Annotated in this window: 11 protein-coding genes; 9 read left to right on the forward strand and 2 right to left on the reverse strand. The window is 31.2% G+C overall.

What is annotated here, in order from left to right; translation table 11 throughout:
- The first annotated feature begins 739 nt into the window (after positions 1 to 739).
- The 4 genes from E7419_07620 to E7419_07635 all read left to right on the forward strand — a co-directional run bounded on the left by E7419_07620 (position 740) and on the right by E7419_07635 (position 3,166).
- The gene (locus tag E7419_07620; protein ID MBE7015049.1) at positions 740 to 1,735 is read left to right on the forward strand and encodes a replication initiator protein A; all 996 of its coding nucleotides are present in this window, start codon (positions 740 to 742) and stop codon (positions 1,733 to 1,735) included.
- 14 nt (positions 1,736 to 1,749) lie between these two features.
- Complete coding sequence (locus E7419_07625) at positions 1,750 to 2,268, forward strand: hypothetical protein (protein ID MBE7015050.1); 519 nt, start codon at positions 1,750 to 1,752, stop codon at positions 2,266 to 2,268.
- 162 nt (positions 2,269 to 2,430) lie between these two features.
- Complete coding sequence (locus E7419_07630) at positions 2,431 to 2,769, forward strand: nucleotidyltransferase domain-containing protein (protein ID MBE7015051.1); 339 nt, start codon at positions 2,431 to 2,433, stop codon at positions 2,767 to 2,769.
- Positions 2,762 to 3,166 (forward strand): HEPN domain-containing protein, encoded by a 405-nt coding sequence (locus E7419_07635; GenBank protein ID MBE7015052.1) that lies wholly within the window; start codon positions 2,762 to 2,764, stop codon positions 3,164 to 3,166. The genes E7419_07630 and E7419_07635 overlap by 8 nt, the downstream gene beginning before the upstream one ends.
- A 204-nt stretch (positions 3,167 to 3,370) precedes the next feature.
- Here E7419_07635 and E7419_07640 read toward each other — a convergent pair whose 3' ends face one another.
- Entirely contained in the window at positions 3,371 to 3,772 is a 402-nt protein-coding gene (locus tag E7419_07640; protein ID MBE7015053.1) for a hypothetical protein, read from the reverse strand.
- Between the two features lie 263 nt (positions 3,773 to 4,035).
- Between E7419_07640 and E7419_07645 the strand changes: the two genes are divergently transcribed.
- Entirely contained in the window at positions 4,036 to 5,478 is a 1,443-nt protein-coding gene (locus tag E7419_07645; GenBank protein MBE7015054.1) for a hypothetical protein, read from the forward strand.
- 106 nt (positions 5,479 to 5,584) lie between these two features.
- Here the strand turns inward: E7419_07645 and E7419_07650 are convergent, their stop codons facing one another.
- Positions 5,585 to 6,436, reverse strand: coding sequence for an AraC family transcriptional regulator (locus tag E7419_07650; protein MBE7015055.1), 852 nt, complete (start codon positions 6,434 to 6,436; stop codon positions 5,585 to 5,587).
- Between the two features lie 275 nt (positions 6,437 to 6,711).
- Between E7419_07650 and E7419_07655 the strand changes: the two genes are divergently transcribed.
- From E7419_07655 to E7419_07670, 4 genes are all read left to right on the forward strand, one after another.
- Entirely contained in the window at positions 6,712 to 8,052 is a 1,341-nt protein-coding gene (locus E7419_07655; GenBank protein MBE7015056.1) for a hypothetical protein, read from the forward strand.
- Positions 8,053 to 8,081: 29 nt separating this feature from the next.
- Positions 8,082 to 9,938 (forward strand): beta-N-acetylhexosaminidase, encoded by a 1,857-nt coding sequence (locus E7419_07660; GenBank protein MBE7015057.1) that lies wholly within the window; start codon positions 8,082 to 8,084, stop codon positions 9,936 to 9,938.
- A 42-nt stretch (positions 9,939 to 9,980) separates the two neighbouring features.
- On the forward strand, positions 9,981 to 11,264 hold the full coding sequence (locus E7419_07665) for a Gfo/Idh/MocA family oxidoreductase (protein ID MBE7015058.1): 1,284 nt from the start codon (positions 9,981 to 9,983) through the stop codon (positions 11,262 to 11,264).
- 116 nt (positions 11,265 to 11,380) lie between these two features.
- Positions 11,381 to 11,884: a hypothetical protein gene (locus E7419_07670; protein ID MBE7015059.1), complete on the forward strand. Its 504-nt coding sequence runs from the start codon at positions 11,381 to 11,383 to the stop codon at positions 11,882 to 11,884.
- Positions 11,885 to 12,100: the final 216 nt, after the last annotated feature.

A 12,100-nucleotide genomic window follows, 5' to 3' on the forward strand; every position in this document is an offset into this window, starting at 1 on the left:
TATATGTTATTATAACGCAAAAGAATATTTGGGATTGTAATTTAAATTGCTTTTTACAAAAAAGATACTGTTTATTTAATCGGTATCTTTTTTTATTGTGCATTAACACAACAAGGTTATCCGAAATTATTAAGCCTTTGTCTTTTAGAATTTCGTGATGTTCTTATAAATGTGTCCTGGGCTGTGTCCTGGTGCCAAAAATAGTATAAATATATGAAAATATAAAAAACCTTTAAAGCCTTGATGCTCTGAAGGTTTTATAATGGTACACCATCAGTTTGAACGTGATGAAACAATCCCAAAGAATTGTTTCATAGTTTAAAGTCCCTGCGAGATGGGGATGGAACGAAGAGAACATCGCCATCCGTCGAAGTGAAACGGAGAATGTGTGTATTAAAAAAGCACTTGATTTCACAAGTGCTTTTTTGGTACACCATCAGGGACTCGAACCCTGGACACCCTGATTAAGAGTCTTTAAATAGGTTTTTGGGCAAGTGCCTGAAATGACAGCGTTTGACACGATAAAGCCAGTAATGATGCGGGTTTGGAGTGTTCAGTAATAAACAGTAATAAACCATAAAAAGTCAGTCAAAATGTTAGTCATTTAGTCAAAATGTTAGTCAAAAAATTAGTCAAGAATTGTATGTGATATTCCATTAAAATCAATATTTTTTTTAAAGTAATAGACATCAAAAATGATGTCTATTTTTATGTTATTTTATATTAAGGAGGGGATATTATGAGTAAATTTACTTGTAATAAATTTGATTTTTACTATGGTAAAGAAGCTGAACAGTTTAATTTTTACAGGATCCCTAAATTGCTTTTTACTGATGACCGATTTAAAAGTGTTTCGACAGAAGCTAAGGTTCTTTACGGATTATTGCTTGATAGAATGTCTTTATCTATTAAAAATGGTTGGGTGGATGAAGAAAATAGAGTATATATTTTTTTTAAGCTTGAAGAAGCTATGGAATTTTTATCAATAGGTAAAGATAAAGGGGTGAAATTATTTGCTGAACTTGATGACAAAAAAGGTTGTGGTTTGATAAAAAGAAGAACTCAAGGGATGGGGAAACCAATAATAATTTATGTAATGAATTTTAATTCAAATGTAGTTTCTAATGAAGACATTTCGCAAGGAAATAGTGACATGTTTCAGGTTCCCGAAGAATCGAAATCCGGACTTTCAGATATAACCGAAGTCTTGACTTCTGAAAAACCGAAGTCTAGGGTTCTGAAAAACCGAAGTCATGTCTTCGGAAAATCAGAAGTAAATGAAACTAATATAAGTGATAATAATATTAGCGATAATAATCTTATCAAATCTAATCAAGATGGAGAATGCTCTACGAAACTTGATGTGAAGAATGAGATTATAATGCGTGAGAAATGTAAAAAAGATATTGCTAAAAATATTGAATATGCTCTTGTATGTGAGAATTACAGTCAAGAAAAAGCAGATTCTATTTTGGATATAATACTTGATGCAGTTTGTAGTAAAAAAGATTACCTGATGATTGCTGGAGGAGAAATCCCGCAGATAGTTGTCAAAAATAGATTTTTGAAATTGGATTATAGGCATATTGAATATGTTCTTGATTGTCTTGAAAATAATACCAGTAAAATACATAACATACAAAGTTATATTCTGACAGCATTGTATAATTCACCAAAGACAATGGAACATTATTACACTACATTAGTTAGACACGATCTATGTGTTGATAAATGAGAGGAGTATTTAAGATGAATGAAAATAAGAATAAACTATCCCGAGAAGAATATTTGTATCACAATACTGAGATTTTGTTGAAAAAAAACAGAGAAGTGGTATGGAGTATAGAAACTTCTGCCATTCAAGCCCGAACGAGTTTAGAACTCGAAATGGATTGTAATCTTGAAGAATTTTTAGAAATGTCTTCGGCAGTCGGCATAGATTTGGAAGGAACTCAGATTCGCGAGCAGATAAGAACCGTTGAAAGAAATAAAAAAATGCTGAAAATAATAGAAGTAGCAGTTAATCTTCTTAAGGAAAATCCTCAACTGGGTGAGGAATACTATTGGGTATTATTCTATACATATTTATCTAAGAAAAAACCGCGTTCAGTAGATTATGTAATTGATAATATGTATGAGCAAACCGGTATTTATATATCTCAAAAAACATATTACAAATACAGAAAAGCCGCTATAAATAAATTAAGTACAATATTATGGGGATTCACTTCAAAAGACACTCTTGATATAATAAATAGATTCGTATAAAAATATAGGTTTTGATACCTTAAAATATTTATGCTTATTTATATATGAGAAATAGTATCATTTAATTATATACTTATTCAATACTCTAGAATGTGTTTTAAAACATATTGCATTTTTTATATAAATAGGATATAATATTTGTAAGAAAGGAAGGTGCATATAATGTGTAGTAAGAGTCAATTAGATATGATTATAGAAAAAATTGTTGATTTTTCTAAAAAAGTATTTGGCGAAAAATTTCAAAGTGTAATTTTATATGGTTCTTATGCACGTGGCGATTATGATGAAGAATCTGATATAGATATCATGATAATGGTTGATATGAGCCGGGAAGAATTAAGAAAATACAGGGCAATGTATAGCGAATTGTTTTCTGATATAAATCTAGAAAATGGTGTTTTTTTAACTTCAAAATTACAAAGTAAAGAGTATTTTGAAAAATGGCAATATGCAATGCCTTTTTATCAGAATATATTAAGGGAGGGAATTAAGTATGCCTGAACAAAGTAAAATTGACCTTTCCTTATATAGAATAGAAAGAGCCGATGAATGTATCAGATCAGCATGTGTTTTAATGGATGCTGAAGAATATGCTGCGGTACTTAATAGAACCTATTATGCGATATTTCATGCAGTTCGTGCTGTGTTTGCATTAGATTGCATTGACAGAAAAAAACATTCAGGCGTTATTTCCTGTTTTCAGCAAAATTATGTTAAAACCGGATTGTTTGATAAAGAATATTCAAATATTGTGCAGGATGCTTTTGAAATACGCCAGGAATCAGATTATGAAGATTTTTATGTGATTTTAAAAGAGGATGTAACTTTGCAATTAGAGAATGCTAAAAAATTTGTGTCACAAGTAAAGCAATATGTCGAAAAACTTATTAATAGATGATAAACATACAAAAAACTCTTAGGAAATTTCCTAAGAGTTTTCTAATTTGTGTTAACGATTACCATGGGCTATGCCCATGGTTCAAAAAAAGCTTTTAGCTAGCACAAAATAAACAATACTGCTACGGACCTGAATATTTAAAACTAGAAGGGGAAAATGAACAATAAGATATGTCCTGTACGAACAATGAAATTTTCTAGAGTTTTACGAAATGTTATCGGACATGAAAATATCGTTAGATATTCTTTCAGGATTATCGTATAAAATATATGCGCCTCGTAAGCTTGATGCTTTTGGGGCGCATGTTATATTAAATATAAATAATTTTAATTTGAAGCATTTATTAAAATTAACAGTATTGTTAAATCTACATATTGTTGCAATTTCAAGTATCGTCATTTTCTTTTGTGTGTTGTTTAAGTAATTTAATGATGTGTCTATACGCCTTTGTATCTTCAATCTTTTTAATGTGCTTTTACGACTTTGTTTTTTCTTCTTTTCTTTTTGGTTATAATACTGTATAAGTATTCCTATAAGCTCAAGAAATTTTCTCTTTATAATATATTCATTGTTAGTTTCGGATACATCTTCAAATTTCTGCTTCATAGAAAGCATAGCTTTTTATCTTTTTTTGAAAATCTTGATTTATTTGAAATTCATGAAATAAAATCAGGTATATTTAAGATTTTATAAATACTTTAGCATATAAAAGATGTTGCTTACTTTAATTAAAATATTATAAATATGAATTTATCAAAATTATAACAAAGTAAAAAAAATCGAAAATAAAGTAAAAATAAAACGAGTAAAAAATTTTTTTATGTGTTATTATAGAAGAAAATATAATCTTAAAAACGGAGGGTTTTATAATGCACTTTACTGAAATTGCTATGGCTACACCTTTTGAAGGTGCACCTAAAATAAACATTGCCGATATTTATGGTGCGTCTCCAAATAAACCTATTATTTTAAGAATACCTGTTACTGGCAAAAGACCAATTGAGTATGGTGCAGAAAATTTGCCTGAAGGACTTACTTTAAAAGATGGTATAATTACAGGTAAAATAGAAAAAGAAGGGAACTATGAGGTTGTACTTTTGGCAAAAAATGAACTTGGATTTACCCAAAAGACTCTTACATTAGAAATCAAAGAAAACACAGTTCTTTTAACACCTCTTCTTGGCTTTTCAAGTTGGAATGCCTTTGGTTCAGATGTATCTCAAGAAAAAATAGAAAATATAACAAAGAAAATGATAGAATCGGGAATATGTGAATATGGTTATAGCTATATAAATACTGATTCAGGATGGCAAAAGGAATACGGTGGAGAATATGATGCTGTTATTGCCAATGAAAAATTCCCTGATATGAAAAAAATGTGTGATACTATTCATTCTTATGGTCTAAAATGTGGTATATATTCTACTCCTATGCTTACTGCCTGGGGAAGCCCTAAAGAGTATGAATATGTTCCTGGCTGCACACAGGGTGAGCCTGAAGAGATATTCTCGTTAACTAACACCGGAATTGGTAAAATAAGAAAAGAAAAAAATAATGTTATGCAATGGACGGATTGGGGATTTGATTATCTAAAATATGATTGGAAGCCTTGTGATCCATATAATGCAGAGCTTATGAGAAAAGAACTTATAAAATCAGAAAGAGATTTTGGCTTTTGCGTGACAGTTAATGCACTTTTTGATTATGTTAACTACTGGAGCAAATATACTAATAGTTATCGCAATAATGTCGATTCACGTGGCAAGTGGACTAATTTTATGAAAATTTATTCATCGTATGAACCATATACTTGTTCTATGAAAAAAGGTCACTTCTTTGATCTTGATATGCTTGATGTTGGTACTTGCGATTTGTTTAAAAATGGACTTAGAGATGGGCATACATTTACTGAGGATGAACAAATATTAGTATATTCCTTCCGTGCATTTATGGGCTCTCCAATTCAGATAAGCAGTACTCTTGAAAAACTTGATGATTTTGAACTTTCTCTTTATTGTAACGAAGAAATTATAGCTATCAATCAGGATTCTGCATTTTCATCGGCTAAACCATATATTAAACTTGAAGGTGATAATAGACGAGTTCATGTTTATAAGAGAAAGTTATCAGATGGTGGCTATGCTATAGGGATTTTCAATGTTGGTGAAACAAGAGAAATACCGGAAATCTACCTTGACGATGTTTCAAAAATTCGTGATGTATGGGCGAAAAAAGACATAGCGAATAATGATATAATAAGAGTTGCTCTTGAGCCACATACAGTAAGAATATTTAAAATTAACGAAATATAACTTACAATAAAATAAGTGTAATTTATACAAAAATACAATTAAAAAACCGACCTTATAAGTTAGATAAACTAACAAATATAAGGTCGGTTTTATATGAAATAAAATTCTATAATCTGAGATTTTGTTTTCGGAATTCTCTTGGTGAACAATCGTTGATTTTTTTAAATATTTTACAAAAATAGGTTTGATCAGTATATCCACAGTTATATGCAATTTCTGTTATAGGCAAATCCGTATTTACTATTAAAGAAACTGCATTCTTTATTCTTATGTGGTTTATGTAATCAGTAAGAGATAATCCGAGCGTTTTTTTAAAAGTTCTTGAAAAATATGAAGGATTGGTGTTAACATATTTTGCTATATTTGAAAGATTGATATTTTGATTGTAATGGTTATAAATATATTTAATTGCTTTGGTTATCGTGTCATTACTTTCTTCGCGTGCTGTGGATATTTGTTGTGTATCGTTAAATAACAGATCGTGTATATTGGCAAGTAGTTCGTATAAAAGATTATGTGTAATTTGTTCTGAAAAAGGTGTGCTTTTTTTATATTCGTTCTGAATTTTTGAAAAAAGTGAAAAAAACTTTTTCTTATACGCAGTGGGGATTACGACATGATTGTATTCAAAGCATTCCTTAAACATTTCAGAGCTTTTGCCAAGCCTATCAAATGCTTCCTCGGCGATATATATTTTTATATTGTCGCCATAAGGATTTTTAATACGTTTTGTCATATGGAGTTTGTTTTTTTTGATAAGAACAATATCTCCTGTCGATATATCAAAAAAGTCATAATCAATAAGATAACGCCTCTCTCCCGAAAACAAATAATATATTTCATAGCAACTATGATAGTGGAAATCGCCCATTTCAAGACTTAAATCTTCAGTGTAATTTTTTTCCTGAAATGCGATATCTGTGCAATTTACACGGTCTAAAGCAGCACTTCTTCCCATAAAAATCTCCCTTTTTATGTCATGTTTTTTATGTAAAATTTAATTCTTTTGTTTTAATAATATAACAAAAAAATATCATTGTCAACAAAAAGGTAAAAATATTCCAAGTTTCTGTAAATATATACATAGTAAATAAGCGTAAAAAAAATTATAATAATGATATATGGTGTGTTATAAGGTTCATTTTTGTAATTAAAATAATTATATATCTTAAATATTCTAATTTGATAACAGCTATAAATCAAAGCAAGTGCTTTAAGATTTTAGGAGGAAAAATGTATAACGTAATAGATTTCGGGGCAAAAAATGATGGGATAACAAATTCGACTTTTGCTTTTAAGGCAGCAGTTGATAAGTGTGTTGAAGATGGTGGAGGAGTAGTATACATTCCTCACGGTACATATGTATTAGCATCCATTCAGGTTTTTAGCAATATACATTTTGTTTTTGAACCTGGTGTGAAAATTTTGGGAAGCCTTAATCCGGATGACTTTGACCCAAGAGAAGATATTGACTATCCTCTCTATCAGGATTATTCACACTCGTATTTCCATCGTGCAATGTTTTGGGCAGAGGATGCAGAAAATGTGTCGTTTAGCGGGCTTGGTACAATTGATATGCGAGAAGTATGGGAAAATGTTCCGGCAGAAGGCGAAGCTGAGTGGCGTAGTGGTCGTGCTATTAAGATTTTTTCATTTAAAAATTGTAATCATATTGATATATCTGATTTAAAATTATATAACGCTACCGACCTTGCAGTTTATCTGGCAGGTTGTGAAGATGTGAAAATTACCAGATTGACACTTCATGTAAATATTGATGGAATAAGCCCTGATTGTTGTAAAAATGTGATTATATCTGATTGTCATGTTGTATCAGGGGATGACGGTATAGTGCTAAAAAGCTCGTACACATTAAATAAAATAAAGCTGTGTGAAAATATCGTTATAACAAATTGTATTATTTCTTCTAGAATGTGCGCAATTAAACTTGGAACCGAAACAAATGGTGGATTTAAAAATATTTCAATATCAAATTGTTCAATATATGATACATGTTACACAGGATTAGCTATAGAGATAGCAGACGGTGGTGAAATTGACGGGATTACTGTTACAGGGCTGACCATGAAAAATGTTGGTACTCCATTTATTATAATGCTCACTGATAGAAGGCGAGCACCTGAAGGAGCTACTATCGGGAAAATAAAGAATGTAATCATTGACAATTTAGTAGCTACAGGGCCTTATGAATATATATATCCTATTCGATATACATCGTCGGTTTCTTATGAAGAGTTACATAATAAACCTTTGGTTATTTCTTCGAGTGTTGTGGGACAGCCTGATGAAAAATTAGAAAATATCAGTTTGTCAAATATATATATAACAGTACCTGGTGGAGGAAAGGAAGAAGATAGCAAGATTATTGTTCCTGAAAACCCGAAAGGAATACCTTCATCGTTGACGCATGGCCTTGTGTTACCTGCAAGTGGAATATTTTTCCGACATGCAAAAAATGTTTCTCTTAGAAATATTAACATTTTTACAATTGATGATGATTTAAGAGAAGAAATGGTATTTGATGATGTTGAAAATCTGAAAATATATAATTAGAACGATGTGAATTAGATATAGGAGGAAACATGAATATAAAACCAGTAGATGACAAAACCTTGCTCGAAGCGATTGAAGATTTAGGCAATTTTTTTAATATTCCTGATTGTTATACTGTATATGCCCAAAAAGGCGAAAAACTTACTATCAAATATAAGGAAAAAAATATCTATATAACCTATTTACATAGATCATCTTTTTTAAGAGCATTAACTTTAGTCTCACTTGCTTTTTTGAAAAATGAATTTAAGGATACTGAAGAAACCATTTATTTTAATGAGTGCGGAGTTATGCTTGATTTATCAAGAAACGGTGTTATGACAGTAGATGCAATAAAAAGATATGCAACTTCCATGGCTCTTATGGGGCTTAATCAACTTTATATGTATATGGAAGATACTTACGAGGTTGAAGGATATCCTTATTTTGGTTATATGAGAGGAAGATACACATATAGCGAACTTAAAGAAATTGATGATTATTGTTATAAAATCGGAATTGAGGTTATACCTCATATTCAGGTTTTAGGGCATATGGAGCAATATCTTAAGTGGGATGAAGGAATTAAGTACAGAGATACGGTTAACATACTTCTTTCTGATGACGAAGATACCTATGATTTTATAAAAGCACTTATAAAAAATGCTTCCAAACCTTTCAGAACAAAGAAAATTCATCTTGGAATGGACGAAGCGGGATATCTTGGCACGGGCGTTTATTATAAAAAGCACGGTCCCTGTGACAGAAAAGAAATTTTATTAAAGCATCTTAAAAGGGTTTGCAAAATAGCCGAAAACGAAGGACTTACGCCGGTTATTTACGGGGATACAATATATTCGGTAACACAAGGCGGAGGTGCTACAGGCGAAGGCGAGGAAAGAGAACTTAATGCTGATGTTATAAGTGAACTTCCCAAAAATTTAATTCCAGTTTACTGGAATTATTATTCTGAAGATTATAATGTGTATGAAAAAATTCTAAAGAGTTATAAGAAAATAAGTGATGACCTTATTTTCTGGGGAGGAATCTGGAACTGGCTCGGATTTGTAAATGATGGGATAATGACAGAGAGACTTTCAGAACCTGCTTTAAGAGCCTGTAAAAACATAGGGATAAAAACAGTGATAGGCAGTATCTGGGCAGATGACGGGAACGAAAGTAATCATTTTTATAGCCTACAGGGAGCAATGTACTATGCTGAGCAGATGTATAACGAAACTGTCGATTATAAAAAAATGGAAGAACTTTTCTCATACATAGTTAAAACTGACTATCAGGCTTTTATGGATATGTCACTTTTCCATAACGATTATGATAATTTTAATGATTATAAAACATATCACGACAGATATTTCGGCAAAAGATATTTCTGGGCGGATATTCTCATAGGGCTTTTAGATGAAGATTTAAATAAAAAACCGATGTCAGAATATTATAAAAATCTTTCCGTAATATACAAAAATTATGTTGATAAAAAAGATTTATGGTTTGATAAGCATTTGATGGTATATGAATTTATAAACACACTTTCAAAGAAATGCTATATCCTTGAAAATCTAAAAAAAGCCTATGACAACAAAGATGTAAGGACGCTGAAGGTTCTATGCGATGAGGAACTTCCGAAACTTAAAAAAATGTATGAAAATACCGCCATGCTTCATGAAAAAGAATGGCGTAAAGATTATAAACCATTCGGATTTGAAGTTCTTGATGCGAGATATGGAATGATATTAAAGCGAATTGACACTGCGATTAAAATATTAAAAGATTATCTTAATAACAAAACAAATGTTATATATGAACTTGAAGAAAAAAGACTTCTTCACAGATGTGAAGGCAGGCAAAGACGGTATAAAGGCATATTTACCGCTTCGGATATTATATGAAACTGTTTTTTGAAATTGTTAAATACGAAAGGAACTAATTATATGTCAGTAAAAAGAGAAAAAATGAGAGTTGCAATAGTTGGCTGTGGAAGTTTCGCCAATAATTTTGTACCGCTTTTTAAGGCCCATCCTGTAGTGGAAAAAGTATATGTATGCGATGTTTTAAAAGAAAGAGCGAGAGAATATGCTTTGAAATATGAAGTTGAAACTATAGATAGTTTTGAAGATGTGCTTAATTCAGAGGAAGTAAATGCAGTCGCTATCTTTACTCAAAGATATATGCATGGTGAAATGGTAATTAAAGCATTGAAAGCAGGAAAGCATGTTTACAGTGCGGTTCCATGTTCTGTTAACATTGATGAAATTATAGAAATAGAAAAACTTGTTCGTGAAACGAGATTGACATATTCAATGGGAGAAACAGGATTTTATCGTGCAGCTGCAATTTTCATAAGAAAGGAAATGGCTAAGAATACATTTGGTAAATTCTGTTATGGAGAAGCACACTATAATCACGATTTAAGGAATATGATTACACCATTTACTCATTCAGGCGGAAATGATTGGAAAAAATATGCGGGTATTCCTCCGATGTATTATCCTACTCACTCTACTGCTATGGTTTTAAGCGCAATGCCTGGTGTATATGCCACTAAGGTGACTGCTTTAGGATGTAAGGTTGAACCTATTGACGGAGTATATGGAGAAAATGGAGAAAATTTTTATAACAATCCATTTTCTAACACAACAATGCTCTTAGAACTGTCAAATGGTGGCATAGCACGAATTAGTGAAAACAGATGTGTTGGTTGGAGAGCACCTGAAACTTATGTTTCTCAGTTTTACGGAACAGACGGCGGATATGAATTTTCGGTCGCAAAGCACCATCTTGCTGTATGGAATAAAGATGATGTGGCAAAAAATACCCACGACCCTATAAGAGTTGTTATGAAAGATGTAACAAAAGAACTTATGCCAAAGAGTGTATATGAAGAAATATGCAGTGATTATGATAAAGCAATACAAAGTATTGCGGACGGCGCAGGGTATAATGATGTATCTCCAATTCAGCCTGTTGAAAGACTTCCGAAAGAATTCAAAGACATTCATAATGGCCATAACGGAACACATCATTTCCTAATCGACGACTTCTGCCGTGCATATGAAACAAGAAAATTATCTCCTACAAACATCTGGGAGGTAGCAAGATGGAATATTCCGGGGCTTTTAGCACATCAGTCTGCATTGCAGGGTGGAAAACCAATAGATGTTATTGATCTTGGGAATCCGCCTGAAGACTGGGAAGTACTCAGTTGGGAATTTTAGTGAAAATATAAGTTCGGAATTTTACACTTTTACGCCAAAATATACCATTTGAAAATTAAAAGCTAAAGTGTATAATCAAAATATAAGATTAGTATTATGAAAAAGGAGATGTCTTAATGGCTGATTGCGGAAGAGATTTCTTTAAAATAACTAAAATAGATTCCATTTCCTGTTTTGATTTGTCAAAGAACCAGACTGACCTCTCTTTTTCTCATAAATGGGTTATGATATTTTTTAAAAGTGGCGGAAAACACTTTTTTGTTAATAATAAAAAATATATAGTACATGATTCTTGTGTGTATTTTTTCCCTTTTGAAAAAGTTAATATACGAACTGATTTAAATGTTGAAACAACAGGAAAAATGTATGTTATATCAATGAATATTAAGTTGTATAAAGAATGTAATTTTCAGTGTGAAATATATTCTCCTAAATACAATTATCTTATTACTTTTATTGAAAGAGAAATAAAGAAAGCATTTTCTTTCAAAAATGGAAACACAATAACTGATTTCAGTGTTAAGGACAGTTATTTTCTTGGTGCTGCACAGGTGATTTCAATATATATTGAACAGTATCTTATAAGTTTTCTTGAAAAAAATCAATATAAAGGAGAATGAAAAATATGAAAAGAATAATTTCAATGGCAATTTGCCTTATTATGATTTTATCACTTATTCAGTTACCTGCTTTTGCAGATGATACAGGTTAACAATTACAAATTGTTATAATAAAGGTACAGTCAATGCAGATTATGCCGCAGGAATAATATGTAATTTAGGAGCAGACAGTAATTCGAGTATATACAAAATAACTAATTGTTATAATGTGGGAAG

Source organism: Oscillospiraceae bacterium (assembly GCA_015068525.1).
Taxonomy (GTDB): Bacteria; Bacillota; Clostridia; order UMGS1840; family HGM11507; genus SIG450.

What these genes read in the sequence shown, in the direction of transcription:
- E7419_07670 (MBE7015059.1), top strand. Translation starts at nt 11,381, where the DNA reads ATGGCTGATTGCGGAAGAGATTTCTTTAAAATAACTAAAATAGATTCC.
- E7419_07655 (MBE7015056.1), top strand. Translation starts at nt 6,712, where the DNA reads ATGTATAACGTAATAGATTTCGGGGCAAAAAATGATGGGATAACAAAT.
- E7419_07660 (MBE7015057.1), top strand. Translation starts at nt 8,082, where the DNA reads ATGAATATAAAACCAGTAGATGACAAAACCTTGCTCGAAGCGATTGAA.
- E7419_07650 (MBE7015055.1), bottom strand. Translation starts at nt 6,436, where the DNA reads ATGGGAAGAAGTGCTGCTTTAGACCGTGTAAATTGCACAGATATCGCA.
- E7419_07665 (MBE7015058.1), top strand. Translation starts at nt 9,981, where the DNA reads ATGTCAGTAAAAAGAGAAAAAATGAGAGTTGCAATAGTTGGCTGTGGA.
- E7419_07640 (MBE7015053.1), bottom strand. Translation starts at nt 3,772, where the DNA reads ATGAAGCAGAAATTTGAAGATGTATCCGAAACTAACAATGAATATATT.
- E7419_07630 (MBE7015051.1), top strand. Translation starts at nt 2,431, where the DNA reads ATGTGTAGTAAGAGTCAATTAGATATGATTATAGAAAAAATTGTTGAT.
- E7419_07620 (MBE7015049.1), top strand. Translation starts at nt 740, where the DNA reads ATGAGTAAATTTACTTGTAATAAATTTGATTTTTACTATGGTAAAGAA.
- E7419_07645 (MBE7015054.1), top strand. Translation starts at nt 4,036, where the DNA reads ATGCACTTTACTGAAATTGCTATGGCTACACCTTTTGAAGGTGCACCT.
- E7419_07625 (MBE7015050.1), top strand. Translation starts at nt 1,750, where the DNA reads ATGAATGAAAATAAGAATAAACTATCCCGAGAAGAATATTTGTATCAC.
- E7419_07635 (MBE7015052.1), top strand. Translation starts at nt 2,762, where the DNA reads ATGCCTGAACAAAGTAAAATTGACCTTTCCTTATATAGAATAGAAAGA.